Raw genomic sequence first — 26,979 nt, forward strand, 5'->3', positions numbered from 1 at the left:
TTCAGAGAATTCCTTCACTTACTCCCCCTCCGGGGACACCTCTCCACCGTGGGCCAAAAACTGCAGGATGCCTTCCATATCCGCCGTCGCCGCAGCACAGAACGGTTGATCGGAAAGCGTGATCGACGCCACTACGTCAGAAAAGCCGGGTCTTCCCCTTTCGGCTACACCTGCAAGCAGACGCGACGGGGCCAGGATCCAGTTCTTCCCGGAAGTATCGAGCACCCACTCCACTCTGCCGGAGGATTCCCTGATCGCCTCCTCAAAAAGATCTTGAAGTTCCTTTCGAGGCGACTGAAACCGCCATGCAATAAAGGGAGCCTGCAGGTACCCTTCGAGCGGATGTCTGCCCATCGATACTTTCATCCATCCGACAGGGTCATAATGGCGCAGGATCTCCAGGACCCGCTCAGCCGTAACGGCCAGTTTCCTCACTCCCCTTCACCACAGCGTCACCAGAGGGGGCCACTGTAACCCCCTTCATTCATCAATATTTTCTTCCCCGGATTTATGAGCCGCAAGGCCCTCCGATAATCACCCAACGGCACGGGACTCTCGCCGAAGGCAGGGTCGTACACATATCGGCCATCCGTGTAGACATCATGGTATCGATAATCCTCGATGATCGCTCCGCCGGATTCAGGAACCTTGATCACAGGGTCCGAGTGGCTGGTGAAATTCACTATCCGCCCTTCCCCTCCAACATCCCTCAAAATCCATTCGGCTATCTCGGAGCAGTCGAGATTTCCTCCCAGGGGTATGCTGTTCATTGTCTCGACAGCAGCCTCATTGGGCGGATGGGCAGGGTTGGGGCCGCGCATTTCGAACGGCCCTCTCTGGGGTGCGCCTTGGTCACACTCCGGCGCCAGCCCAAGGGAGTCGCTCCCTGTCAATGGGTTGTCCACATACGCCACCGGATTCGGCGCCGGAACCAGCCCCAGCGGATCCGCCGACGCATACCGCCCCGTCTCCGGGTCGTAGTAGCGGTGGAAGTTGTAGTGGAGGCCCGTCTCCGGGTCGTAGTACTGGCCCGGGAAGCGGAGCGGGGTGTACGTCGTGCTGTCCGCCGCCCAGGTCGTCGTGCCCCAGAGGGTGGTGCGTGTGCGCCAGGCGATCGTGCCGGACTCGTCCACCAACTCGCTCGGTGTGCCGACCAGGTCGGTGACGATCGCGAAGAAGCGGCTGTCGATCTCGGTCTGCGGGGCGTCCGCCGCCGATAGGCGTTCCGTCTGGGCGACCGGGCGGAGGCCGTCGTGGTCCCAGGTCAGGGTGACCGGGTGCGGGAGGCCGGGGGCCGTCGTCGTCTGTTCGGTGAGCGTCGGGCCGTCCCAGGTGAAGTCGACCTGCTCCGTCACGCCGCCCGACTCGTCGAGGCGCTGCTTCGCTATTCGGCGGCCCAGCGGGTCGTACAGGTACCGCCAGCGCATACCGTCCGGTGTGGTCACCGACCGCAGGCGGTCCTCCGCGTCCCACTCGTACCGCCAGGTGTCCGGCTTCCGCGACAGCCGGGTCTTTTGGCGCAGGACGACGCGGCCCTGCTCGTCGTGCTCGTAGCGGATGCCGCCCGCGCGGGTGATGCGCGTGCCCGTGTACGTGCGCGGGCCCTGGGCGTCCGTGCCCGGGTGGTCGGTCGGCCAGGTGGCCTCCGTCTGGTTGCCGGCGTCGTCGTAGGCGTAACGTTCCTGCCACCCCGGTGCCGTGACGGCCGTGACGCGGCCGGCCGCGTCCAGCTCGAAGGTCCGGTCGTCGACGGCCGTCAGGTGGCCGTCCCGGCGGTAGGTGTAGTCCCGGCGCTGCACCAGCTCCTCAGCCGCCGTCACCGTCTGCGACGTCAGGCGGCCCGTCGCGTCCCACTCGTGTGTCAGCGTGATGCCCTCGCCGAAGTGCCGCGCGATCTCGCGGCCCGCTGCGTCGTGCTCGATGTCGAAGACATGGCCCGACGCCGTCAGCGACGTGCGCCGTCCCGCCGCGTCGTACGTCCATGTGCTGACCGCCCCGCCCGGGGTGACGCGGCGCGCGCGTCGGCCCAGCCCGTCGTACGTGAAGGTCAGCGTCCGGCCGTTCGTCGTCTCCGACTTGACGCGGCCCAGTCGGTCGCGGCTGTAGGTCAGCGTCGCGTCGGGGCCGACCGCTTCCAGGAGTCGGCCCGCCACGTCGTGCGTGTACGTCGTGACAGCGCCATCCGCGTTCTTCCCGACCACACGACCGAGAACATCGTGGTCGTAAGTGATGCTCTGCCCCAGCGCGTTCGTCCGGGACGTGAGCCGGCCCGCCGCGTCGTGCGCGTACGTCAGCGTCCGGCCGTCGAAGTCGGTCTCTGAGGTCAGCCGGCCCGCCGGGTCGTAGGAGTACGACCAGTCCAGGCCTTGCGGGTTCGTGACGCGCGTCAGCTGAAGCAGCGGGTCGTGCGTGAACTCGTAGCGGACACCGTCCGGGCCGGTCCGCGCGGCGAGCTTGTCGAAGTGCGTGTACTCGTACGTGGTGACGTGGCCCAGCGCGTCCGTGTGCGTGGTGCGGTTGCCCTCCCCGTCGTACGTCCATGACTGTTCGGCGCCGTCCGCGTCGACGCGGCGGAGGAGCCGGCCCTCCACGGACCACTGCATACGGGTCATCGCGCCGAGCGGATCGATGACGGCCGTCACGCGGCCGAAGCCGTCCCGTCGATAGCTGGTCACGCCGCCGAGCGGATCGACGACCTCCGTCACCAGCCCGGACGCGTCGCACCGCACGCGCGAGGTGTTGCCCATGGCGTCGGTGACGGACGCCGGGTGGCCGGCTTCGTCGTACGTGTAGTGGGTGACCGCGCCGACCGGATCCGTGGCCGAGGTGCGGTTGCCCGAGCCGTCGTAGGTGTGGTGCCAGGCGGAACCGTCGAAGGCCGTGACCGTTTCCGGGAGGCCGAGGGCGTTGTACGTCGCCGTGGCCTCGCGGCCGTCCGGGCGGACGACGGTGGTGAGCCGCCCGTCCTCGTCGTAGCGGTATTCGGTCGTCCGGCCCAGGGGGTCGGTGCGGGAGAGCAGATGGTTCCGGCGGTCCCACCGCATGAGGGTGGTGGCGCCGAGCGGGTCGGTCTGGGCGACGGGCTGAAGCGCTTCGTTGAAGACGTGGTGCCAGGTGTGGCCGAGCGCGTCGGTGAGCGTCGTCGTCCGCAGACCGGATTCGGGGTCGGGGTCGCCGTATTCGATGCTGACCCGCATATGGCCCGCGGCGCCGCCCTCGGAGACGCAACGGTCCTGGTCGTCGTAGGTGTAGCTGTAGTGACTGCCGTTGCGGTCGGTCCAGGAAGTGACACGGCCCCGCTCGTCGTAGCCGAAGCGCAGGGGCCGGCCGGAGGAGTTGACGACGTCGGTGAGGTCGCCGTCGGTGTAGCCGTAGCGGATCAGCTCCGCGTCCGATCCGTCGGACGCGGCGCCCACGAGGTGGAGGGCGGTGATGCGGCCGGACTCCGTGGTGACGGCGATGCGCCGACCCGCGCTGTGCGCGATCGCGGTCGGGGTGCCGTCGGCCTCGTACTCGAAGGTGATCCAGTGGCCGTTGCGGTCGGAGATCTGCTCCAGCAGCGCGAGCCCGTCGTCATACGGAGCGAAGTACGACGTCCGGCCGCTGATCGGATCGGTGATGGCGTACCCGCCGTCGTCCGTGCGACTCAGTGGCCGACGAGGCCCGTGGGACGGGAGGGTCGGGACGCCGGGCGCGGGGTGGGGGTAGGCCAGCAGCATGCCGTCCTCGCAGACGAAGACGACGCCCTCGGAGTCGATCTCCAGCCGCTGATCCGCCGTGCTCGCCCAGGACGGACCCAGCCAGCGTCCCGCCCGGTAGCCGGACCGCACCTGGCGGACGAACGACAGCGGCAGGACCCCCGGCAGCAGGACGTCGGTCTGCGGGAGGAACATCTTGCCCGTGGCGAGGTCGACGGGGTCGGTCTGTCCGGACTCGACCGCGTTCTTCGGCCGGGAGGACTCCGGCGGGTTGTCGTTGACGTGCGAACGCGCCGCGCTCTGCTCGGCGCTCTCGGCCCCCTCCTGCCCGGCGCGCGAGCCCGCCCGCGCGCCGGCGCTCTCAGCGCCTGCCGCTCCCGCGCGCTCCGCCGCACCCGCCGCGCCCGCCGCGCCCCGCTCGGCCGCCGCGATCGCCGTGCGTTCGGCCGCGGCGGCGCCCGCGCTGCCGCCGCCCGTGGCGAAGGCCATGAGGACGTTGCCGCCGAGACGGCCGCTCGCCTCGGAGAAGTCCTTGCCCCAGCCATCGCCGACGAGGGTGGCGGGCAGCCGCTCGGGGTGGGAGGCGAGGGAGAGCATGCCGGCCGCCGTGTTGGAGACGGTGCTCAGGTAATCGGCGGGGTGGGTGACGTTGTAGATGTCGAGGGGGTTGAGACCGCGGGCGAACTTCGCCGCGTCCGTACCGGCCCGGAGGACACCGCCCTCGAAGTGCATGAGCTCCATCGCCCCGCCGTCCTTGAGGTCGAGGGCGTTGGCCTTCATACGGTTGGTGAAGCTGGGTTTCTGCGGTGCGTTCGAGACGGCTGCGGTGATCTTCGTCTGGGCTTCGGCGGCGGCCGTGTTGCGCTGTTTGCGGGCCTCGGCGAGGAGGCGCTGGGCCTCCTTCATGTCCGCTTCGCCGGGGTTTCCCGGGTCGACGGGCTTGGGGCCGGGGTCCTGGAGGTTCTGGATCTTCGCGTTGTAGACGAGGACCTTGGCGTTGTACTCGTCGACGGCCTTCTTGTTGGCCTCCCGGCCCTTCTTCCAGAGGCGGATCGCCTCCTTGGCCTGGTTCTGCGCCCAGGTGACGGTGTGGGCGTACGACTCGAGCGCGCCGGCCGCCGCCTCGAAGGCGTCGGCCGCTTCGGCCCACTTCTTCGGCTGCTCGACGAACTTCGTGGTGAACGCGTCGGCGCCCTGGCCCTTCCAGTCAGTGGCCCTGACCTGCTGGAGGGCGGTGTGAGTGGTGTTGAAGGAGCTGTGGAGATTGCGCAGGTGCTTCGCCGTGGCCCCGATCTTCTGAGGCTCGCCGTGGACGAGGTCCTTGGGGTTTTCGGACTGGCCCAGCTGGTGCTCGCCGACCTCCGCGCCGAGGCTGGACGCGATCTCCTCACCGACGTGGTCGACCTTGCGGGCCGCGCTGTGCAGGCCGGCCTTGTCCAGGCCCTCCGCGGCGAGCTCGGTGCCCTTGTGGATGACCTTGCCTGCCACCTTCTCGGCCTGGCCGAGCTTCTTCTCGCCCCACTCGCCAAGGCTGTCGAACGCGTTCATCAGTAGACCTCAGCAGCCCTCAGTAGTCCTCGATCTTGCTGACCGTCCGGACCGCCACGCCGAGCGGGCCCGACCCGCCGGTCTCGGCGCTGTCCAGGAGGTCCTTGCCGGTCTTCGACCAGGCGTCCTTGGCGCCCTCACCGGCCTTGGCGAAGGAGCCGAGGCTGTAGTCGGCGTCGCGGGACTGGGTGAACGCGTTGTCGGACAGCACCTCACTGACCGACTTTTCCTTCACCTGGTCCTCGGTCAGATGAGGATTTCCCATGGCTGCGTTGGCGACGATCTTGAAGGTGTCCGCCACGTAGCGATCGCGCTCGTGGTAGTAGCCGGCCGCGAGGCCGACGCGTTCCGCGAACTGGTCGGCGTCCTGGATGAGGGCGCGCACGCCCCAGTCCCAGCGCTCGCAGAAGTTCTTGAGCGATGCCGTCAGGCCGCCGTGCCCGAGCTCCATCCCGGAGAGCGCGAGGTCGTCGAAGCCCCGCCCCACGGAGGCCGCGCCCGCGCCGCCGATGCCCTTGAGTTCGCCGATCGCCGCGTTGATGCCCTTGGCGACGTTGCCGAGCGCCGCCTGGCTCGCCTGTATGCCGTCCCCGCCCCCACCGCTCACGGTGCTGCAGCCTCCATCTCCATGGCGAATCGATTCTTCGGCGCGTCCAGCGCCACATCATCCGGCACGATGCCGCGTACGGGCGGGAACATGACGGGACGTTCGTCGGCGATGTCGAGAGCGACCCCGGCGGGCGCGCCGACCGCCGGGACGACCACGTCGAGGAGGCGCGCGCCGAGGACCGAGCGGTACTCCCACTCCTCGTCCTCGGCGATTCCGCGCGCCACGGCGAACCGCGCGAGGGCGGCCATGTCCGTGAAGCCACCGATCCAGCGGATGCCGTGCATCTCCACGGACCAGAGTCCGCCCGCCTCGTCGAGCGGTACGAGCACGGCGGTGCGGCGGAACTCACCGAGGAGGGCGGCGGGGTGTACGGCCTCGTCGTACATCGCGGCGATTTCGCCGGCCAGTCGGGCGAGATCGGCTGGCCGACCCCCGGTGGCGGGGAGTTGGGCGTGAGTCATCGGGCGGCCTCGGGAGGAGGGGCAGGTATCGGGACGTGAAGGGCCCAGCCTAGTCAGGCGACGGTGTCCGGCGAACGGCGATTGCCCGCGTGGCCGGTGCTTCCGGCAGTGGCCTCGAATGACCCTGGGAGTCCGCACGGCCCATAAGCCATAGGGGCCCGTTTCCGATCCCCCCATCCCTCCGGAATGTAAGGTCCATGCCAGACCGCGGGGGCCGCACCCACTCGATGCGGAGTATCTAGAAGCGACATACCGAGGGGGGACACGTGAGTGCCGAGGATTCCACAGCACAGCGCCTGCAATTGGCCGGGGTGAACGCTGGTGGGGCGGGCAGCGGACAGGGGAAGCTGGCCAGCTCCGCGAGCGACAAGCAGCGCGCCGTGGCCTTCATGGAGCAGCATCTGCTGCCGGACACCGAGGCCGCCGGCCGCATGGGGGAAGGCGGTGCAGCGGTGCAGCCGCCCATGGCCGGCCCGGGGGCTCAGTCGAGTCTCCTGAAGCCGGACACCGGGTTGACGGGGCTGTCCGCTTGGGCTGCACACAAAGGGATGTCCGAAGCACTGACCACCTGGCAGATGCAGGCGAGCTGGCTCATGAACCGGCTGAACCGCGAGCTCAACGCACTGCGCAGCACAAACACTCTCCTCCAGGGGCAGGACAGCGCGATCGGCGCTCAAATCGGCTCGGTGAGCATGGAGCAGCAGCCATCGCGCAGCCGAATAGACGAGTGGTGACGGAGGAGCGACCATGCCACTGAGCTATCAAGATGTCATAACCGCCGATCTGTCGCCGCTGCTGAACGCATCCGAGTTGTGGCAGAAGATGGGCAAGCGCTTCGGCGAGTTGAAGGACGACTACGAAAGAAACGTTCAGCGCGCGCTGGCGAACGGAAACTGGCAGGGGCATTCCTTCACCGCGCACCAGAGCAGTTCCATAGCCACGGCATCCGAATACGCCTCAGCGAGGACGGAGGCGCTGGCCGTTGCGGACATCCTGGCGCAGGCGCACACCGAGCTGGCCCGGCTGCAGAAGGCAGTGAAGGACCTGGTCACCGAAGCCGAGGACAAGGACTACAAGGTCGACAGTGCCGGCAAGGCCGCCTACGTCGGATTCGCCAAGCTCTCCGCCGCTGAGCAGGACGCCCTTCGCCGCGACCCGGACTTCCCCAAGCTGATGGCTCAGGCCCAACAGGCCGCCCAGGCCTGGACAGACGGAATCGCCAAGGCGGTACACGCCGTGGACGAGACCGACCAATGCGTTCAGCGGGCGCTGACCCGCGCGACGATCGACCATTCGGCAGGCAGCAACGGCTTTGGCGGGTTCAACGCGCATGCCGAGGGCAACTTGGCGAAGGTGGGCGCGCCGGAGGTGTCCGCCACGAAGACCGATGGGTGGGAGATCACGACGACCGGGCCCAAGGCCGACTTCACCTCGAAGGACAGTCCTTCATACGGCAAGGAGGGCAGGTTCAAGGCGTATGCCGACCTGGGCCATGTGACCGCAAAAAGATCGCTGATCGACGGATCGGCGGATGTTTCGGTGATCGCCGATGCCTACGCGGGAGCAAGGTTCACAGGGAACTACGGATTCAGCAACAAGGGTGGTAGCGCTGCCACCGAGGTGTCCATAGGAGGGCGGGCCATGGCCGAAGTGCGCGAAGACCACGGGTCCATGGATTACTACACGCGCGCTGAGGGATTTGCCGGAGGTGAGGCCGGATTCACCGCCAAAGCGACCAAGGACGAGGTCACCATCGGCGCGAAGAGGTTCACCGGGGCGAAGGGCGGCATGGCCGGTGGCTTTGAAATCGCCGGCATCGGCATCGGCGGGACGGTCGAGGGATGGGCCGGCGATGGCGCGGAATCCAAGTGGGGCTATATGAAAGACCCGGAGACCGGCAAGTGGAAGATCGGCACCAAGAACGGTGCCGCCGAGTTCTTCGGCGGCGCAGTGGGAGTCGAGATCACCGTCGATCCGGACAAGTTCACCAAAGCTGTCGACCATGCGGCCGACGCGGTCGGTGATGCCGTTGGTTCCGTCAAGAACACCGTCCGAAGCTGGTTCTGACCCGCGTGGAAGAAGGGCCTGAGATAGCCATGACGTTGCCGGTACCTATTGAATTCCTCACACCCGAAGGCTGGCTCCCGGCCGATCTCGGGAAGGCCGGCGCCGCAGATGTGGCTTTTGCTGCGGTGCATCCGCAGCCCGATGCCGGCTTCGCTGCCAACATCACCGTCGATGGCGAGTACCGGCCGGACACAGCGACGCTGACCGAGCTCGCCGACGAGTCGGTGGAGCGTTTGCGTGATGTGGCCGAGTCAGTGGTGGTGACCGACTGCCGAGAGATCGGTTCCTCTGACGCCCCCGCCCTGATCCAGCGGCTGGTCTTCTCAGTCGGCTTTGGTGACGCACGTCGCGAGCTCGTTCAGTCCCAGGTTTATCTGTCCATGCTGGACGTCGCGGACTCGCGCGAGCGGGCGGTGGTTCGTCTGGCCCTGACCGCCACCGTGGCCCAGCACGACGCCGTTCTTGGGGACTTCCAGGACTTCGTGCGCACGGTACGCCCGGATACCGGGACGGGGATCCGATGATGGGCCGCCTTTGGGACAAATGGCTCGGTACCCAATATCCCGGCAGTGGTGCCGTACCACTTTCCGCAGCAGAGGTCCGGGATGCTCTGCTCGCCGTCAACGGCTCAGCGGTGCCGTACCACGTACGCAAGGCCAACCCTTGGGAGAAGGCCGACCTGGTGGCGGAGTGGCGGATCCCGCCGCGTTCCTCCTTCGGTGAGCAGGTGGAGCAGAGGCTCAGGATTCGGATGCGCCTGACCCCTTCGGAGCACGAGGTGCGGATTCTCCAGGAGCAGTGGACTTCCGCCAGGAGCCAGCTGTCCAAATCGGGCGGGTACAGCCGTGGGCGAGGGCACACGGTTGAACGGCAATGGACGTACGAGCGAGGACCTGATGGTCGTCGACGCCGAGTCGAGACGTATCGGCTGGACACACGGGAGATGAGGAACGCGCTGCGAAAGGTCGTCCTCAGTGCGGGGTGGACTTGGCGCGGAGTGCTCAAGCTATGACCGCCCTGTGGCTGGCCCGCGAGCAGCCGGCACCTCGCGGCCGTCACTGCGTAGGTCACCCCGCATCGTCTCGGTGTCTGTGCGGGCGCGGGGGCTCCCACTGGGCCGAACCAACGGGTTCAGCCGTAGGTGCCGCTCCTCACCTGGTGAGTGTCCGCCGGCGCCGGATGACGAGGACGGCCACCGTGACTGCTGCCGCTACGGCGCTGCAGGCGCCGACCGCAATCAGGTTGCGCTTGGACAGCAGGCTGCCGTCCGCCTTGTCGGTCTGCTTGCTAGCGGGGGGCGCGGCGACTTGGGGGGCAGGAGACTTGGCGGCTGCCAGCTCGGGGAGAGGGCTGATGTCGGCGGGGCCGGGGTCGCCGGGGTTCTGCAGGGCGATGCGGGGGCGGACGACGCCGTAGCCGATGGAGTCGCTGCGCTTCTCGCCGCTTTTGGGACCGCCGGCGGTGTTGATGAGGACGCGGAGGACTTGGTTGGCGGTCCAGTCGGGGTGGGCGGACCAGAGGAGAGCGGCGGAGGCGGAGGTCAGGGCGGTGGCGTCGCTGGTGCCGTGGCTTCGGCAAAGGCCTGTGCCGCCCTTGCAGGTGGCGACGATGTTGTCGCCGGGGGCGGCCAGGTCGACCTGGGGGCCGTGCTGAGACTCGGCGGTCGCCTTGATGTCCTGGTCGACGGCGGCTACGCCCACCGCGCCTGGGAAAGCGGCCGGGTATTCGGGCAGGTTACGTTCGTTGCCGGTGTTACCGACTGCCGCAAAGACCAACTTTCCCTTGCTAACGGCGTACCTAACCGCCTCCGCTTCATCCTCATGTTCGAACGATCCGCCCATGGACACGTTGATGATTCTGGCTTCAGAGTCAGCCGCATATCGGATCGCCGTGGCGATAGAAGTTGCGGGCAGCACCTTCGGCGCAGGCACTTTGGCGTTGACGACACGCAGAGGAAGGATCTTGGCCTTGGGAGCCAGGCCAAAGGCTCCTGCTTCTCCGTTGCCTCCCCCAGTTCCAGCGATGAGAACAGCCATGCTCGTCCCATGGCCGTCATAGTCGGAGTGAGCGTCCCCTTCCAAGCCCGAGAAATCCTTGCCGGGAAGCACCTGACCTTGAAGGTCCGGCAGCTCTGCATCCACTCCACTGTCGACCACGGCCACGGTCATGCCGGATCCTGTACTCGTCCGCCACATTTCTTCGGCCCGCATCGCGTCCAAATACCACTGATGCGAACGGATCGTGTCAGCTTGGGTCAGAGGAGCAGGGGCAGCGAAGGCAAGGAGTACGGCAGCCGAGCTTACGATCGCCCCGCGCCTCATGAGCCCGTTGCGTTCGACACGACGCATGTCAGCCCTTTCGTCATTTCGGCGCACTATTCGATGACCGGCGGAACAACACGCCGATGGACCTGCGACCAGGTCTCCTCATCTTCGACAAGGTAGTCAGGACGCTGCCCGCCACGGCCACGCCGCGAGGGGGCACCTCCTGCCGCGCTTGGCGCCAGGAAGGCACTCCCCTGCACACCGCCTCGCGGCAATGCGCTGCCTTCCGCCGTCGGATGGCTCCGGACCAAACCCGCTCCACCAGGGGTAAATTCTCCAGCAGCACCGGGACGCTGGACCGGGCGGCCACCGACGACACCGCCTGGCTCCGTGGCCAAGCGCCGTCCGGTCACCATGCCCGTCCTATTACTTGCCCCAGGCGAGCCACCCACGACAGGGCCGGCTCCCATTGGCAGTCGACCTTGGGCTTGCCCCTGGCCTTCCGCCCCGATGGCCGTGCCACGCGACGCCTGGCCAGTCGGTAGCCCCTGGCCGGGCGAAACAGGCCTACCCCCGACAATCCCAGGGTCGGCAATACGCGGCACCGCCAAGCCAGGCCGTCCTGCACCCATCCCTGGTCCAGTTGACATGGGCTGTCGCGTCAACGGAGGAATGCCATTGCGGCTGGCTGGGTTCCCAGGCAGCGCCGTGGAGGGTACAACGACACCCGACAGAGAGGGCGATCCCCCGTCGACCCGGCCGCCTGCATGGCTGTCCGCATGGCCTGCTGGCAGGGTGGAGGGAGCGGTCGGCATCGGAGCAACGCCATCGATCTCAGTGCCGACGTTCCCATCCGGCGGAACTGGGGCACGACGTCCTTCGCTCGGGGCCCCGCCCGCGCTTCCGGGACCACCCACACCGGGCATGGCCACTCCAGCTCGATCCCCGCTTCGGGACCCGCCGCTGATCAAGCTCATCGCCGGGCTGCCTGCTCCGCCCTGATACCCCTGCCGGCTGCCACCTGTACCTCCGACGTACTCCCGGTCGTGACTCACATCACCGTCGCCGGGAATCGTATTGGGCATCGGCCGAAACGTAGGCCTCTCCCCCGCAGAAATCTGGTGCGCCGACCACGAGTACGACTCCGCCAGCTTGCGCATCAGCCGGGCCGCCTCCGCGCGGTCCGCGTCCAGCCGCTGCTGGGCCGCGTACGCCTGTGCCTGCGAGGGGCCGGAAGCGGTCGCCGACAGGGCTCCGCCCTGGTCCGGTGCCGGGACGGTGGCGCCCACCTGCCCTGGGTAGTTGGCCCGAAAGGAGTCCAGCACCGTCTTCGACTCCGTCGAGACCTCCGGCATCGCGGACTTCACGCCGGACAGGGTTGCCGCCGCGTCGATCATCCACGAGCCCGTGTTGTGGCTGAACTCGCCGAGTCGGAGCGCCGCGTTGGCCATGTCGGTGCCCCACTCGCGGAAGGAGTCGCCGCCTTGGCCGGCCCATTCCACCTTGGCCATGTGGCCTTTCAGGTCCTCGCCGATCTTCCTGATGGTGGCGGCCGCGACCTGGAGCTTGACGCCCAGGTTCTGGGTACCCGCGGGGTCCGCGTGCTCGATCATCGCGCGGAGTTGTTCGTGCGACATCGACTCGAAGTTCGATGTCGTGAACAGGCCGCTGCTGGGCTTCCGGATGGCAGGGGTCGGGTTCGTCGGCGTCGTCATCAGATCTGCCCCTCGTTGCTGCCGCCCTGCGGGCGGGGGGACGGGGTGGCCGCGGGCGTGTGCCGCGCGTTGGGGTCGCGGCTCGGCTCGTACAGTTCCCTCGTCCGGGCCTGGATCGCCCACATGCGGTCGCGGAGGTCCGCGTCGACGTTCGCGTAGCCGACCTTGGCCGCGTGGACCGCCGTGCCCAGGGCCTCGATCTGGTCGCTCAGGAGCTGGGAGAGCGCCTTGAGTTGGGCGTGCACCTCGTTGTACGCGCTGTAGAGGGACTCGACCTCCGCGAAGCCCACGCCCAGTTGCGCGGGCACCAGGTGGTTGTCCGCCATGCGGTGCGGGGACGCCTCCGTGCCCTGGAGGTAGGTCAGGAGGGCGTCGACCCTGCCCTTGAAGGATTCGAGGGACTCCAGTTCCGCCCGCAGCCCCGATGCCCCACTCACGGTCCCCGCCTCGCCCCTCATGTCGCGCCGTCAGTTCTCGCCCATAGCAAGAGCCACAAGACTACTGACTGCCACCGACATTCACCTGAGTACGTCTACTCAGGCGTTCACCGCCGCCGTCTGCGGCCTGATCGGCAGGCGGTTGACCGGGCGGCCCGTGGCCGCCCGTACTGCCCCCGCCACCGCCGCCGGGGAAGTCACGACCGGCACCGCGCTGATCGCCTTCGCGCCGAAGGGGGCGACCACGTCGCGCTCCTCCACCAGCTTGACGATGTGGACCTCCGGGGCGTCCAGTGCCGTCGGGAGGGCATAGGACATCAGGTCGGGGCGGCGGACCTGGCCGGTGTTGGTGCGGAGGTTCTCCGTCAGCGCGGCGCCCACGCCCTGGATCACGCCCGCCTCGACGCGGGCCCTCGCCTGTGCCGGGTTCAGGACGCGGCCCACGTCCTGGGCGACGGCCAGTTCGACGACGCGCACCGAGCCCAGGTCGACGTCCACGTCCACCACGGCACGGACCGCGCAGAAGGCCATGCCGACGAAGGCGTCGCCCTGGCCGGAGTCGTCCAGGCGCTCCGTGGGGTGGGGGCGGCACTGGGCGGTGGCCCAGAGTTCCTTGCCGTCGAGGGCCTCGGCCACCGTCGTGCTGAGGACGCCGTCGTACGACGTGATCTTGCCGTCGGCGATGGTCAGCAGCTCCGTCGACATGCCGAACTGGTGGGCCAGCGGCTGGAGGAGCTGCGTACGGACCATTCTCGCCGCGCGCTCCACCGCGCCGCCCGAAACCCATGTGTGGCGGCTGTGCGCGGCCGGGCCGCACGGCGGCTGGTCGGTGTCGACCGGGGCGACGTGGACCTCCTCGATGCCCAGGACCTCCTGGACGATCTGCCGCGCCAGCGTGGCGAAGCCCTGGCCCGTCTCCACGGCGGCGCAGATGACCGTGGCCACCGAGCCGGAGACCTTCACCGTGGCCGTGGAGACCTCGTCGGCGCCCTCCGCGCCCAGCATGTGGACCATGCCCACGCCGTAGCCGACGCCCCGGCGCACCGCGCCCGGGTCGCCCGCGCCGTCGGGGCCGCCGGGGAGGAGCCAGTCGTCCTCGTTGTCGTCGGGGTCGTCCTTGGGAAGAGCGGGGAGCGGGTAGTCGCGGACGGCGCGCAGGAGTTCGGCGACCGGGGCCGGGCAGGTGACGGTCTGGCCGGTGGGCAGGACGTCGCCCGTGGCCATGACGTTGCGCATGCGCAGTTCCGCCGGGTCCAGGCCGAGCCGCTCCGCGAGCTTGTCCATCTGGCCCTCGTACGCGGCGCACACCTGCATGGCGCCCTCGCCGCGGACGTGCCCGGAGGGCGGGTTGTTGGTGCGGACGACCCAGCCCTCCACGAAGGCGTGCGGGACGACGTACGGGCCGCAGGCGAAGGCCACGGCCGCCGCCAGCGCGTCCGAGGAGGAGTCGGCGTAGGCACCGCCGTCCATCAGGATCTGGGCCTCGACCTTGACGAGCTTGCCCTCGGCGTCCGCGTGGTGGCGGTAGCGCAGCAGGGTGGGGTGGCGGTGCGGGTGGCTGAGGAAGGACTCCTCGCGCGTCGCCACCAGCTTCACCGGGTGGCCCGTGCGCAGGGCGAGCAGGCCCAGGGCGAGCTGGATGCCCGGGTCCTCGCGGTCGCCCATGGCGCCGGGGACGCCCGTGACGACGACCTTGACGCGGTCGTTCTCCAGGCCCAGGCAGGCGGCGACGAGGTCGCGGTCGGCGTGCGGGTCGGTGGAGGCGGTGTAGATCTCGACGCCGCCGTCGGGGCGCGGCACGGCCAGCGCGGCCTCGGCGCCGATGGGCGCGGGGTCCTGCCGGCCGATCCGGTACAGGCCCTCGACGACGACCTCGCCGACCGCCTCCGGGTCGCCGAAACGCAGCGGGATGTGGCGGACCAGATTGCCGTCGGGGTGCAGCGGTTCGGCGGCGAACGCCTGCTCGGGGTCGGTGACCGGGTCGAGCGGCTCGTACTCCACCACGATGGCCGCCGCGGCGAGGCGGGCCGTGTCCGGGTGGTCGGCGGCGACGGCGGCGATCGGCTCGCCGTGGTGCCGCACGAGGTCGGAGGCGAAGACGGGCCGGTCGGCGACGCCCCGGCCGTACCTGTTCTCGCCCGGCACGTCGGCGTGGGTGACGACGGCCCGGACGCCCGGCATCGTCGCGGCCGCCGAGGTGTCGATCGAGACGATGCGGGCGTGGGGGTGCGGCGAGCGCAGCACGGCGGCCCACAGCAGGCCCTCCGCCCACAGGTCCGCCGCGTAGGGGAAGGTGCCCTGGGCCTTGGCGGCCGCGTCGGTGGAGGGCAGGGAGACGCCGATGCCGAGGAGGGGCTCCTCGGGGGTGGCGGGCGGTACGAGGGTGGCGGTGGTGACGGATGCCGGGATGTCGCCCGCGCCCGCGCCGCCCGCCATTCCGCCCGTACCGGTCATCCCGCCCATTCCCGTCATGCCGTTGCCTTTCCAAAGCCACTGCCGGCGCCGCCGTCCCCGTACGGGCCGTCACCGTAGGGGCCGTCACCGTAGGGGCCACCACTGCCGTAGGAGCCCGTGTCGTACGCGCCCGTGTCGTAGGTTCCGTACGCTCCCTCGCCGTACGGCGGCGCCTGGGCGTACGCCCCGTCGACGTACGAGCCGTCGCCGTACGGGCCGGGCTGCTGGTGCGGGATGCCCATCGTGTCCGGGCCCGCGTCCGGGGTCTGAAGGCCCTGGGCCTGTTCCTCCTGCGCCGCCGTCTCCTCTTCCAGGGCGGCCGTCTCGGCGCGCTCGTCGACGACCTGGCGCACCGCTTCGAGCACCCCCCGGTAACCGGAGCAGCGGCAGAGGTTGCCGCAGATGGCCTGCCGGGTCTCCAGCTCGGTCGGGGCGTGGTTGCCCTCGAGCAGGTCGTGCACGGTCATCGCGAGACCGGGTACGCAGAAGCCGCACTGCACGGCACCGCACTCGGCGAGCGCCCGCTGGACGTCGGACGGCTGCCCGTGCGCCGCGAGGCCCTCGACCGTACGGACCTCCGAGCCCGCCGTCGTCGCCGCCGGCACGAGGCAGGACGCGACCAGCCGGCCGTCCACCTGGACGGAGCACGCGCCGCACTCCCCCTGCGAGCAGCCGTCCTTGGCGCCCGCGAGGCCGAGTCGCTCGCGCAGGACGTAGAGCAGCGACTCGCCGATCCACGCGTCGGTCACGGGACGGTCGGTGCCGTTGACGCGCAGGACGTACGAGGCGCAGGGGTGCTCGTTGAGGAGGTAGGGCTGCGGGTCGGCGGGGGCCGGGGCGTCAGCGGGAGGGATATCGGCAGGCGGGATGTCGGAGGCCAGGGGCCGATCCTCCTGCTCCTGGGCCTCGGCCTGGCCCTCAGCCTGGCCCTGTTCCAGGACTTCAGCCTCGCCCTGGCCTTGGCCGTCGGCCGGCTCCGCTTCCGGTTCCTGTTCCGGCTGCGCCTCGACCTCGGCCTCGACCTTGGCCTCCGCATCAGCCTCGGCCGTCTCGGTCGCCTCACCGGCCACGACGGGCTCGGCCGCAGCCGTCCACTCGTCGGTCGGATTATCGCCCGCACCGGTGACCGGGCGGTCCTCGGCGATGACGTCGGCGACACCCGTTCCGTACCCGGCGGACGCCTCCCGCGCGGCCGGTACGGTCCACTGCTGCTCGGCGGAACCGCGCAGCGCGTACTCCCCGGACTCCTCCACCGAATCGTCACCGGCGGCCGGGACCGACCACTGCCCCGTGGCCCCGGGCCCCGGGTGGCTCACCGGCTCCGGACCGGTGGCGTTCACGGCCTCGTCCGCCGCGAAGGAGACCTGCCACTGCGCCGTGGCGTGCGGATCGGCGGCACCACCGTCGTCCGCACCCGGAACATGCTGCTCCGGAACATGCCGATCCGGTACATGCTGCTCCGGAACGTGCTGCTCCGGCACATACCGGTGCTCGTACGCGTCCCAGTGCTGCTGCGCCGGCACCTGCGGCTCATGCTGATGCGGGGCCGGGTGCTGCGGCGCCTGCTGCTGCCAGGAGTCCACGACCGGGGGCGCGTAGCCCGTACCGGGCGCCGCCAGGGGGCTCCATCCCGCGCCGGTTCCGGGGCCGGTCTGGGCCAGGAGCTCGGGGGGGAGCTGGACGAAGGTCGTGCCCTCGGCCTCCAGGCCCGCCCCCTGCGGGATCGGCTGCCAGCCGCCCGCGCCGGGCGCGGGGGCATGGGTGTGTCGCTGCTGGTCGTCACTCACGCGAGTGCCCTCCCCAGTGCTCGGCGGGCCAGGGTCGCCACCGTACGACGGAGGTGCAGCACGGCCGGCGGCAGGGTACCGGGCTCGGCTCCGTCACGAGGGGCATGAGGGTCATGGGGGTCGTGGGGGGACAGCGGGTTGGGCGGCTCGGGCACCGGATCGGGGATGCACGCGGCCGCGACGTAGTCGCCGAAGGCGGCGAGGGCGTCCGGCGCGAGCGTGCGGTCGCCGTCCCAGTCGACGATCGAGGACACCCAGCGTTCGGCGTCGAAGGGCCGCAGCGGCATCGGCGCCACCGCGCCCACCGCGCAGCGCACGCTGCGCCGCGCCGGGTCGAGGACGACGGCGACGGAGGCGATGGCGCGGCCGGGGCCCGTCCGGCCGGTCGCCTTGAGGAAGGTCTGGGGGGCGTGCAGCAGCGGTACGCGCACGTAGCCGATCAGCTCGCCGGGGCGGAGCATGTCGAGCCCGGCCAGCAGGCGGCCGATGGGGATCTCGCGGCGCGTCCCGCCGGGGCCGGCGATGACGAGCGAGGCTTCGAGGGCGGCGAGCACGGGCAGGGTGTCGCCGGTCGGCTGGGCGGAGGCGATGTTGCCGCCGAGGGTGCCGGCGTTGCGGATCTGGGGCGGTCCGGCGGCGCGGGCGGCGGCGGCGAGCGCCGGCATGAGGGCGGCGAAGTCCGGGCGGCCCATCCGGGCGTGGGTGAGGCCGGCGCCCAGCAGGGCGGCGCCGTCCTGGTACTGCCAGCCCTTGATCTCGCTGATGCGGCCGAGGCCGACGAGGCCCGCGGGGCGCAGCAGCCCGGAGTTGACGGCCGCCATGAGATCGGTGCCGCCGGCGACGGGCACGGCCGTGGGCATGGCGGCCAGCGCCGCCACGGCCTCGTCCAGCGAGCCCGGCAACGTCACCGTGTGCGCCGCCTGCGGTGCGTGCGTGGTCAACCCAGGTGCCCCTTCCCGGTGGGCCCGACTGTTCCGTCAGGTCCTCGCCGTACGGTACGTGCTGTCGGCCCGGACGTGGAAACTTTGGCACATCTTCCGGTTCCGCTGTCGCGAGGGTCCGCAAGCCGTGGTCGCGTACCCGCCCAGTGGAGAAAGTCCGGGTTGGGAGACTCTCACCACTGTGGGCGCTTTGCCAGCGTATTGCGGTGCTTGCTGACTCTTGTACGGCCCTTGTACGACTTACGGCAGTGTGCGGAGGACCACCGTGCCAGGGGCCGTCGCACGGTTCGTCAGCTTCCGGCGCGGCTCACACGATCGGGGGCGCGCCCTCGATCGGGCGTCCGAGCACTCCGGGCCGGCGCTGCCAGGGGTGGGGGCCGCCGGGCGGCCGGTAGTCGACGCCGAGGGCGTCGAGCCGGGCGTAGTGGGCGGCCATCCTGCGTTCGAAGGCGGGGTGGTCGCGGGCGGCGGGGGCGGGCAGCGGGGACCACACGGTCTCGGCGAAGGCGGCCAGGCGGGGGAACGCCTGGTAGTCGAGGCGCCGCTGGTCCTCCATCACCTCCGTCCAGAGGTTGGCCTGGGCGCCGAGGATCCGGGCGGCCTCGGTCCCCGTGAGCTCCGCCGGCACCGGGTCGAAGCGGTAGACGTCCTCCAGGGTGCGGACGTAGCCGATGGGGACGGGCTCGTCGGCGCCGGGCGCCTGGCGGTGGTCGAGGTAGACCTGTTGTTCGGGGCACATCACGACGTCATGGCCCGCCCGCGCGGCGGCGATGCCGCCCGCGTAGCCGCGCCAGGACGAGACGGTGGCACCCTCGGCCAGGCCCCCCTCCAGGATCTCGTCCCACCCGACCATCCGGCGGCCGCGTTCCGCGAGCCAGCGGTCGAAGTGCCGGATGAACCAGCTCTGGAGCTCGTCCTCGTCCGCCAGCCCCTCCGCCGCCATCCGGGCCCGCGCCGCCGGGGACGCCTTCCACTGGTCCTTGGGGCACTCGTCGCCGCCGATGTGGACGAAGGGCGAGGGGAAGACGTCGAGGACCTCGGCGAGGACGTTCTCGTAGAAGGCGAGGGTGTGGTCGGTGGGGGCGAGGACGTTCGGACTGACCCCCCAGGTGTCCCAGACGGTGAGGGCCGCGGTGTCGACGACGTCGGTGTTGCCCAGTTCGGGATAGGCGGCGATGGCGGCCTGCGAGTGGCCGGGCAGGTCGATCTCGGGGACGACGGTGATGTGCCGCTCGGCGGCGTACGCGACGATCTCGCGCAGGTCGTCCTGCGTGTAGTAGCCGCCGTGCGGGCGCTCGTCCCACAGCGGCGAGGCCCGGTGGCCGAGCTTGGTGCGGGCGCGCCAGGCGCCGGTCCGGGTCAGCTCCGGGTAGCGGTGGATCTCCATGCGCCAGCCCTGGTCGTCCGTCAGGTGGAGGTGGAGGACGTTGAGCTTGTGGGCGGCGAGGAGGTCGAGGTAGCGGAGGACGCCGTCCTTGGGGAGGAAGTGCCGGGCGACGTCGAGGAGGACGCCGCGCCACACGAAGCGGGGGGCGTCCTCGATGGCGACCATCGGGAGCTCCCATCCGGTGCGGGCGCCGATCGGTGCCCGCCGGAAGGCCGCCGGGCCCAGCAGCTGACGGAGGGTCTGGGCACCCCAGAAGACCCCGGCGCTGCTGCCTCCGTCGACGCGCACGGCGTGGCCGTCCACCACGACGCGGTAGCCCTCGGGGCCGAGCCTGCGCCCGAGGGCCGGGTCGACGGCGAGCACGATGCGGTTGTCGTCATCGTCGCCCGGGGCCAGCGGCAGCCCGGTCGCCGCGCCGACGGTCGCGCGCAGCCAGCGCGCCACGCCCTCGGCGCCGGGGCGCGCCTCGACGCGCGTCTCCTCGTCGAGCACGTACCGCCCGGAGGGCGGCACTTCGCGAACGGACACCGGCGCCGGAATCAGATCGAGGCCCGGGTCACGATCGAGGTCGGGATCGTCCATGGTTCAGTTCAGTCCTTCACCGCTCCGCCGAGGCCCGAGACGAGCCCGCGCTGTACCAGTACGAAGAAGACGAGCACCGGAATCGTCATCACGGTCGACGCCGCCATGATGCCGCCCCAGTCGTTGCCCTCGTCCTTGAAGAAGACCAGCAGTGCCATCGGGAGCGTCGAGTTCTCGGTGGCGCTGATGATGAAGGACTTGGCGAGGAGGAAGTCGTTCCATGTCGAGATGAAGGAGAAGACGCTCGTCGCCACCAGTCCCGGGAAGACCAGCGGAAAGAGGATCCGCCACAGGAAACGGGCCCGGCTCGCCCCGTCGAGGTACGCCGCCTCCTCCAGTGACTCCGGCACCGCCCGCACGAAGCCGCGCAGCATCCAGATCGCGAAGGGGAGGGAGAAGGCGATGTGCGGGAGGATCAGCGAACCCAGCGTATTGAGGCCGACGCCGGGCACTCCGGTGACGTCACCGAGGTCCCGCATCAGGAAGAAGAGCGGAATCGTCAGGGCCTCGACCGGCACCATCTGCGCGACGAGGAACATGACGAGCAGCGTCGTCCGGAAACGGAACCGGAACCGGGTGACGGCCACGGCCGCCAGAAAGGCGATCAGCGCGGAGGCGACGACCACGACGACGGCGACCAGCAGGCTGTTGCCCAGGTAGCGGCCGAAGTCCTGCTGGCCGAAGACCCGCCGGAAGGCGTCCAGGGTGGGGTGCGCGGTCCACGGCCGGGCGTCCTCCGACAGCACTTCGTCTTCCGGTTTGAAGGCCGAGAGCACCATCCAGTAGAGGGGAAAGGCCACCGCCGCCGCGCACAGCAGCGCGACCGATTCCGCCAGGAGCCGACCTCGGGGTCGTCTCATATCTCCTCCCCTTGCCGTCTCAGCAGCCGCAGGTATCCGAGCGTCACCGCCAGCAGGATCAGCAGCATCACCACGCCGATCGCCGAGCCGAGGCCGTACTGCGAGGAAGCGAACGCCTTCTGATAGGCGTAGACGTTCAGTGTCAGGTTCTGTCCGGCGATACCACCGCCGTTCGTCATCACATAGATCTGCGTGAAGACCTTGAAATCCCAGATGACCGACTGGATCGTGACGACGACCAGGACCGGGCGCAGCATGGGCGCCATGACGTCCCGCCAGATCCGCCACTGCGAGGCCCCGTCCAGCGCCGCCGCCTCCAGTACCTCCCCGGGAATCGCCCGGATGCCCGCGTAGACGGTCACCATGACGAAGGGGAACGAGCACCAGACGATTTCCAGCAGGACGAGCGCGAAGGCGCTGTACCGGTCGTAGGTCCACGCGTAGCCGTCGAATCCGCTCAGCCCGAGCCGGGAGAGCGCTTTGTCGACCGGGCCGAAGTCGGGGTCGAAAAGGAAGACCCACACCGTGGAGCCGGTGATGGCGGGCGTGGCCCAGGCCCCCAGCGCGGCGAGCGTCAGCGCCAGCCGCGGCAGGGCCCGGATCCGCGTCAGCAGCACCGCCAGCGCGCAGCCGACGGCGAGGGTGGCGACGACGCAGGCCGCCGCGAAGACGACGGTCGTCAGCAGGACCTGGCCGAACCGGGCGTCGGTGAAGAGCGCGCGGTAATTGCCCAGTCCCTGGAAACTGGTCGGCTCTCCCCCGCTGACCTGGGCCTGGGTGTATTCGAGGAAGGAGATCAGGCCCAGCTCGTAGACCGGGTAGACGAGGAGTCCGCCGAGGACGACGAGCGCCGGGGCGAGGTGGAGCCAGGGGGTGCCGCCCTTCCCTCCCGTCCCTCCCATGGCTCGGGCCCTCATGACCGGAGTCCGTTCTTCCGGAAGGCGGCGTTCATCTTCCGTGCCGCCCCGGCCGTCGCCGCGTCCACGTCCGCGCGTCCGCTCACGACCTCCTGGAGCAGGGTCGGCAGCACCTGCCCGGCGTCGATGGCGGCCCAGGCCGGAGTCACCGGTACGCTCCGCGCGCCCGACGCCAGCGTCCGGACGAACGGCTCCACGAAGGGCCGTTTCCGCGCCGCCTCGGCGCGGACGTCGGTGAAGGCCGGGAGGAAGCCCATGGCGTCGAAGAGCCGGGCCTGGGTGCGCTTGCCGGCCAGGGACTTCAGCAGGTCCACGGCGAGGGTGCGATGGGTGCTGCTTCTGAGCACTCCGAGGTTGTTCCCGCCCGCGAAGGCGGGGGCGATCCGCCCCTCCCGGGTCCCGGGCAGCGGTACGACCGCGTACGCGCCCTTGACCTTGCCGTTCTCCATGGCCTGATGGCTGAAGTCACCGGCGATGGCCATGGCCGCCTTGCCGGACGCGAAGGCCTGGACCGTCTCGTTGCCGGTCATCCGGGCGCACCGGCTCGCGGGGCAGTTGTGGTCGCCGAACAGGCTCGTGTAGGCCGCGATGCCCCGCCTGGCGGCGGGGTCGTCGACGGTGGCCTCGTACGACCGGCCCTTCCGCTCGGCGACGTCCCCGCCGTGCGCCCAGACGAAGGGCAGCGCCGCGTAGGTGTACGCGCCGCCCACCGCGAGCCCGTACAGCCCGGGGCGGGCCGCGTGGACGCGGCGGGCGGTCGCGGCCAGTTCGTCCAGGGTGGCCGGGGGCTTCAGGCCCAGCTCCCGGAAGACGTCGGTGCGGTAGTACAGGGCCCGGACGCCCACGAGGAGCGGCGCGCCGTAGAGCTTGCCGTCCACGGTCACGGACCGCTTCGCGGCCGGGTCGAGGGCGCGGGCGTCGTCCCAGGCCGCCAGGTCGGCGGTGAGATCGGCCAGCCCGCCGTCCCGGACGTACCCGGCCGTGTCCGTGTTGCCGTACTCGACGACGTCGGGGGCGCTCCGCGGGTCGTTGAACGCGGCCTTGATCCGCTGGGCCCGGGTCTCGACGGGGATGTGGGTGACCTCGGCCCGCACCCCGCGATGGGCCCTCTCGAAGGCGGCGACGGCCTCGTCGACGACCGCCGCCTTGGGCGCGTTGTCGACCTCGCGGAAGAGCCAGACCCGCAGGGTGCCGGTCGCGCGGTCCCCGCCCGCGCCGCCAGCCGGCGTGCGCGGCGCGCAGCCGCCGGCGCCCGCGGCGCACAGCAGCGCTCCCACCACGACCAGGACGAGCGTTCGTAACGATGCCGGCGTCGTCGTCGACGGCCACGCCATGAGGCCCCCCGGGCGTTGCAACATACGCAATGGACGTTTCGCAGCGCACAACTGAGAGGAGGCTAAGCGGGGTGACGGCGCTCCGACAAGAGCGAATCCGACAACAGCGAAACGGCTCCCAGGGCGCGATCACGCGCCCTGGGAGCCGTCGGCGAACCCGAGGGTGAGAAGCGGGAGGGGGCCTACTTCTTGTCGCCGCCCTTGCCGCCCTTGTCGTCCCCGCCGGCGCCCATGCCGTCGAAGATCTCCTTGCACATCGGACAGACCGGGTACTTCTTGGGGTCGCGCCCGGGCACCCAGACCTTGCCGCACAGGGCGACGACCGGGGAGCCGGAGAGCGCGCTCTCCATGATCTTGTCCTTCTGGACGTAATGGGCGTAGCGCTCGTGGTCGCCGTCGCCGTGCGACACCTGCGGCGTCGGCTCTACGAGGGTGCCGGTACCTGCCCCGCGCTCGGGCTCAAGAGTGCTCATGGTCTCCAAGAGTACTGGGGACGGGGCGGGTCAGTTGAGGCTCGGGTCGTCCGGATAGGTGGCGACCATCGCCAGCTCGCTGCGCTGACGCCGCAGGACGGCCCGCCACAGCCGCGCCGGGTCCGGGGACGACACGTCGCCGGGCTCCGACTCCACCACGTACCAGGCGCCCTCGGCCAGCTCCTTCTCCAGCTGCCCCGGGCCCCAGCCGGAGTAACCGGCGAAGATCCGCAGCGAGCCCAGGACCCTGGCCATCAGCTCGGGCGGGGCCTCCAGGTCGACCAGGCCGATCGCCCCGTGCACCCTGCGCCAGCCGACGGGATCCCCCATGGCGGACGACGGCGGCGGGCCCGCGCCGGCGCCCCCGCCCGCCGGGGACGCCCCTTCGTGCTCCCGGGCCTCGCCCGGCACCACCGCCACGCCCAGCGCCGAGTCCAGCGAGACCGGGCCGCCCTGGAAGACCACCCCCGGCTCCCCGGCCAGCGCGGCCCAGGGCTCCAGGACGTCGCCGACGCCGACCGGGGTCGGGCGGTTCAGGACCACGCCGAGGGAGCCGTCCTCGTCGTGGTCGAGCAGCAGCACCACCGCGCGGTCGAAATTGGGGTCGGACAGCGCGGGCGTCGCGACAAGCAGTCGCCCTGTGAGCGAGGACACCTCGGTCATGGGCACATGATCCCCCATTTCGCCCCTTCGGGGGGAGTGGACGAGTGCCCCCGCCCGGGGCGGGTAGGGGGCGTACGAGAGCAGCGCCCGCGCAAGTGACCGAAAGCGACCTCACGGCCACGGAAAGCGCCGGAAACGCCGTCCAGGGCGCGAGCACGGGCCCGCCGGGCGGTCCGGCGACGCCCCGGCGATAACCGGTAGCGACCGTTCCATAAACACAGAGTGTTGTGACAAACCCATGACGTGCTTTCCGGCCCTCCAGGGCGCCAGAAGGGCCCCCGGGTCGCATTACCCTTTCTTCTTGCCCCCTGCCCAACTCCAGGAACGCGAGATCCATGACCGGCCCTGACGATGTCCTGCTTGTCCACGGCGGCACCCCGCTCGAGGGAGAGATCCGCGTCCGCGGCGCGAAGAATCTCGTGCCGAAGGCCATGGTCGCCGCCCTGCTCGGGCACGGTCCCAGCCGGCTGCGCAACGTGCCCGACATCCGTGACGTCCGCGTCGTGCGCGGTCTGCTCCAGCTGCACGGTGTGACCGTCCGCCCCGGCGACGAGCCCGGCGAGCTGGTTCTCGACCCGACGTACGTGGAGAGCGCCAACGTCGCGGACATCGACGCCCACGCCGGCTCCTCGCGCATCCCGATCCTGCTCTGCGGCCCGCTGCTGCACCGCCTCGGCCACGCCTTCATCCCGGGCCTGGGCGGCTGCGACATCGGCGGCCGGCCGATCGACTTCCACTTCGAGGTGCTGCGCCAGTTCGGCGCGACGATCGAGAAGCGCGAGGGCGGCCAGTACCTGGAGGCCCCGCAGCGGCTGCGCGGCTGCAAGATCCGCCTGCCCTACCCCTCGGTCGGCGCGACCGAGCAGGTGCTGCTGACCGCCGTCCTGGCGGAGGGCGTCACGGAGCTGTCCAACGCGGCCGTGGAGCCGGAGATCGAGGACCTCATCTGCGTGCTGCAGAAGATGGGCGCGATCATCGCCATGGACACCGACCGGACGATCCGCATCACCGGTGTCGACAAGCTCGGCGGCTACAACCACCGCGCCCTGTCCGACCGCCTGGAGGCGGCCTCCTGGGCGTCGGCCGCGCTGGCCACGAAGGGCAACATCTACGTCCGCGGCGCCCAGCAGCGGTCGATGATGACCTTCCTCAACACCTACCGCAAGGTCGGCGGCGCCTTCGAGATCGACGACGAGGGCATCCGCTTCTGGCACCCGGGCGGCCCGCTCAACGCCATAGCGCTGGAGACGGACGTCCACCCCGGCTTCCAGACGGACTGGCAGCAGCCGCTGGTCGTGGCCCTGACGCAGGCGAGCGGTCTGTCGATCGTCCACGAGACGGTCTACGAGTCCCGCCTGGGCTTCACCTCCGCGCTCAACCAGATGGGCGCGCACATCCAGCTCTACCGCGAGTGCCTGGGCGGTTCCGCCTGCCGCTTCGGCCAGCGCAACTTCCTCCACTCGGCCGTCGTCTCCGGCCCGACGAAGCTCCAGGGCGCGGACATGGTCGTCCCCGACCTGCGCGGCGGCTTCTCGTACCTGATCGCGGCCCTGGCCGCGGAGGGCACGTCCCGGGTGCACGGCATCGACCTGATCAACCGCGGCTACGAGAACTTCATGCAGAAGCTGCGGGATCTCGGGGCGAACGTCGAGATGCCGGGCGGTTCCGACGCCTGACGGTGCCGCTGCGCGGGGCCGGCCCCGGTCCCGCCCCTTCACCGTTTCCGAGGCGGCTCCGCCCCCTCGAACCCCCGGACGGGGCTGACGCATGTCAGCCCCGTCCGGCGTTTTACGGGCACCCGCGCCCGGGGCGAAGCCCTCGGGCCTGCGGGGGCCGGGGCGGCAGCCCCGGGAAACGGCGAAAGGGCGGGACCGGGGCACGACTCCCCTGCCGGGCCGTCAGCGCCCCGAACGGACCCGGGGTGGGGCCCGAGCACCCTGACGGGGTGTTAGGGGCTTTACGGGCCGCGCAAGGGCCGTTTACGCGGCAACGCGGCGGGGCATGCTCCCCTGATACGCCAAAAGGGCGGCCACCCCCGGGTGGCCGCCCTTCGAGCTGAAGGCTTACTTGCCCTTCGCGGCTTCCTTGAGCTTGGAGCCCGCGGAGACCTTCACGCTGTAACCGGCAGCGATCTGGATCGGCTCGCCCGTCTGCGGGTTGCGCGCGGTCCGAGCGGCACGGTGGGTGCGCTCGAAGGTCAGGAAGCCGGGGATGGTGACCTTCTCGTCGCCCTTGGCGACGACCTCGCCGACGGTCTCGGCGAGCGCGGCCAGAACGGCGTCGGCGTCCTTGCGGGTCACCTCGGCGCGGTCGGCCAGAGCGGCCACCAGCTCACTGCGGTTCATGTTGTACTCCCGTGTTCTTCTTGCCAATGAGGCGTGAGATCGAAGCCGATGCTGCCAGGGCCCTCGGACAGTCCCCGGACCCGGGTCCGTATGCCAGACCCTCGCGCCCGGTTACGCATCCTGCCCCCACCAGTGGCGGGAAAGCCAATCCGGCACCCTGGAGAGTCACACGGAAAGCGCCACGGCCAGCTGCCACAGCCTCGGATGAGGCCGCATTTCTGCGGCCCGATGTCTGCCCGACACCTTATGGGGGGCCCAGCGGCGTCGCGCCACTCGACGCGCCGTGCGTCAGGCCGTCGTGGTGCCTGTCACAGCGGCCCCGGCGGCCTTGGCGGCCTCCCGGACGGCACCCGCGACGGCCCCGGCGACCTTGTCGTTGAAGACGCTGGGGATGATGTAGTTCGCGTTGAGTTCGTCCTCGGCGACGACGTCGGCG

At 70.4% G+C, this 26,979-nt stretch carries 20 protein-coding genes and 1 pseudogene; 4 read left to right on the plus strand and 17 right to left on the minus strand.

The genetic code is table 11. From position 1 onward, the window contains the following. Positions 1-18: 18 nt before the first annotated feature. From IE096_RS17720 to IE096_RS17735, 4 genes are read right to left on the minus strand one after another with little or no spacing between them, the layout of a single operon-like run. Positions 19-435 (minus strand): hypothetical protein, encoded by a 417-nt coding sequence (locus IE096_RS17720; protein WP_189452729.1) that lies wholly within the window; start codon positions 433-435, stop codon positions 19-21. Positions 436-452: 17 nt separating this feature from the next. Further along, positions 453-5,246, minus strand: coding sequence for a putative T7SS-secreted protein (locus IE096_RS17725; protein ID WP_189452731.1), 4,794 nt, complete (start codon positions 5,244-5,246; stop codon positions 453-455). A gap of 19 nt (positions 5,247-5,265) precedes the next feature. Then, a complete protein-coding gene (locus IE096_RS17730; protein ID WP_189452733.1) occupies positions 5,266-5,853 on the minus strand; it encodes a hypothetical protein in 588 nt (195 codons plus the stop codon). Beyond that, on the minus strand, positions 5,850-6,317 hold the full coding sequence (locus IE096_RS17735) for a hypothetical protein (protein WP_373298145.1): 468 nt from the start codon (positions 6,315-6,317) through the stop codon (positions 5,850-5,852). The genes IE096_RS17730 and IE096_RS17735 overlap by 4 nt, the downstream gene beginning before the upstream one ends. Positions 6,318-6,583: 266 nt before the next feature. On the opposite strand from IE096_RS17735, the gene IE096_RS17740 reads away from it, so the two are divergent. The 3 genes from IE096_RS17740 to IE096_RS17750 are packed head-to-tail and all read left to right on the plus strand — an operon-like array spanning position 6,584 to position 8,908. Continuing rightward, positions 6,584-7,051: a hypothetical protein gene (locus IE096_RS17740; RefSeq protein ID WP_229820275.1), complete on the plus strand. Its 468-nt coding sequence runs from the start codon at positions 6,584-6,586 to the stop codon at positions 7,049-7,051. A 13-nt stretch (positions 7,052-7,064) separates the two neighbouring features. Beyond that, positions 7,065-8,384, plus strand: a complete 1,320-nt coding sequence (locus tag IE096_RS17745; RefSeq protein WP_189452734.1) for a hypothetical protein — start codon at positions 7,065-7,067, stop codon at positions 8,382-8,384. A 29-nt stretch (positions 8,385-8,413) separates the two neighbouring features. Continuing rightward, complete coding sequence (locus IE096_RS17750; RefSeq protein ID WP_308430352.1) at positions 8,414-8,908, plus strand: hypothetical protein; 495 nt, start codon at positions 8,414-8,416, stop codon at positions 8,906-8,908. A 627-nt stretch (positions 8,909-9,535) separates the two neighbouring features. On the opposite strand, the gene mycP is transcribed toward IE096_RS17750, so the two are convergent. The 11 genes from mycP to IE096_RS17805 all read right to left on the minus strand — a co-directional run bounded on the left by mycP (position 9,536) and on the right by IE096_RS17805 (position 24,198). Next, positions 9,536-10,732 (minus strand): type VII secretion-associated serine protease mycosin, encoded by a 1,197-nt coding sequence (gene mycP / locus IE096_RS17755; protein ID WP_189452736.1) that lies wholly within the window; start codon positions 10,730-10,732, stop codon positions 9,536-9,538. Between the two features lie 1,630 nt (positions 10,733-12,362). Continuing rightward, on the minus strand, positions 12,363-12,800 hold the full coding sequence (locus tag IE096_RS17760) for a DUF2563 family protein (RefSeq protein WP_189452738.1): 438 nt from the start codon (positions 12,798-12,800) through the stop codon (positions 12,363-12,365). Between the two features lie 99 nt (positions 12,801-12,899). Beyond that, on the minus strand, positions 12,900-15,272 hold the full coding sequence (locus tag IE096_RS17765) for a xanthine dehydrogenase family protein molybdopterin-binding subunit (RefSeq protein ID WP_373298146.1): 2,373 nt from the start codon (positions 15,270-15,272) through the stop codon (positions 12,900-12,902). Continuing rightward, the gene (locus IE096_RS31860) at positions 15,269-17,041 is read right to left on the minus strand and encodes a 2Fe-2S iron-sulfur cluster-binding protein (RefSeq protein WP_268248324.1); all 1,773 of its coding nucleotides are present in this window, start codon (positions 17,039-17,041) and stop codon (positions 15,269-15,271) included. Before IE096_RS31860 ends, IE096_RS17765 begins: the two co-directional genes overlap by 4 nt. Next, the gene (locus IE096_RS17775) at positions 17,038-17,982 is read right to left on the minus strand and encodes an FAD binding domain-containing protein (protein WP_189452740.1); all 945 of its coding nucleotides are present in this window, start codon (positions 17,980-17,982) and stop codon (positions 17,038-17,040) included. Before IE096_RS17775 ends, IE096_RS31860 begins: the two co-directional genes overlap by 4 nt. Positions 17,983-18,289: 307 nt before the next feature. Then, positions 18,290-19,951 (minus strand): beta-N-acetylhexosaminidase, encoded by a 1,662-nt coding sequence (locus tag IE096_RS17780; RefSeq protein ID WP_189452742.1) that lies wholly within the window; start codon positions 19,949-19,951, stop codon positions 18,290-18,292. Positions 19,952-19,959: 8 nt separating this feature from the next. Continuing rightward, on the minus strand, positions 19,960-20,811 hold the full coding sequence (locus tag IE096_RS17785; RefSeq protein WP_189452744.1) for a carbohydrate ABC transporter permease: 852 nt from the start codon (positions 20,809-20,811) through the stop codon (positions 19,960-19,962). Continuing rightward, positions 20,808-21,728, minus strand: a complete 921-nt coding sequence (locus IE096_RS17790; protein ID WP_189452746.1) for a carbohydrate ABC transporter permease — start codon at positions 21,726-21,728, stop codon at positions 20,808-20,810. Before IE096_RS17790 ends, IE096_RS17785 begins: the two co-directional genes overlap by 4 nt. After that, the gene (locus tag IE096_RS17795) at positions 21,725-23,062 is read right to left on the minus strand and encodes an extracellular solute-binding protein (RefSeq protein ID WP_189452748.1); all 1,338 of its coding nucleotides are present in this window, start codon (positions 23,060-23,062) and stop codon (positions 21,725-21,727) included. Before IE096_RS17795 ends, IE096_RS17790 begins: the two co-directional genes overlap by 4 nt. Before the next feature lie 182 nt (positions 23,063-23,244). Next, entirely contained in the window at positions 23,245-23,535 is a 291-nt protein-coding gene (locus IE096_RS17800; RefSeq protein ID WP_109281359.1) for a DUF3039 domain-containing protein, read from the minus strand. A 30-nt stretch (positions 23,536-23,565) separates the two neighbouring features. Continuing rightward, on the minus strand, positions 23,566-24,198 hold the full coding sequence (locus IE096_RS17805; protein WP_189452750.1) for a YqgE/AlgH family protein: 633 nt from the start codon (positions 24,196-24,198) through the stop codon (positions 23,566-23,568). Positions 24,199-24,533: 335 nt separating this feature from the next. On the opposite strand from IE096_RS17805, the gene murA reads away from it, so the two are divergent. After that, positions 24,534-25,874 (plus strand): UDP-N-acetylglucosamine 1-carboxyvinyltransferase, encoded by a 1,341-nt coding sequence (murA, locus tag IE096_RS17810; protein WP_189452752.1) that lies wholly within the window; start codon positions 24,534-24,536, stop codon positions 25,872-25,874. 387 nt (positions 25,875-26,261) lie between these two features. Here the strand turns inward: murA and IE096_RS17815 are convergent, their stop codons facing one another. Together IE096_RS17815 and IE096_RS17820 are read right to left on the minus strand one after the other, a co-directional pair. Continuing rightward, positions 26,262-26,543 carry an HU family DNA-binding protein gene (locus IE096_RS17815; protein WP_004951951.1) on the minus strand — a complete coding sequence of 94 codons (282 nt, stop codon included), beginning with the start codon at positions 26,541-26,543 and terminating at the stop codon, positions 26,262-26,264. Positions 26,544-26,831: 288 nt separating this feature from the next. Beyond that, a pseudogene (locus tag IE096_RS17820) lies at positions 26,832-26,979 on the minus strand (NAD-dependent malic enzyme); the annotation flags it as partial.

This window comes from Streptomyces abikoensis (genome assembly GCF_014648775.1).
Taxonomy (GTDB): Bacteria; Actinomycetota; Actinomycetes; order Streptomycetales; family Streptomycetaceae; genus Streptomyces; species Streptomyces abikoensis.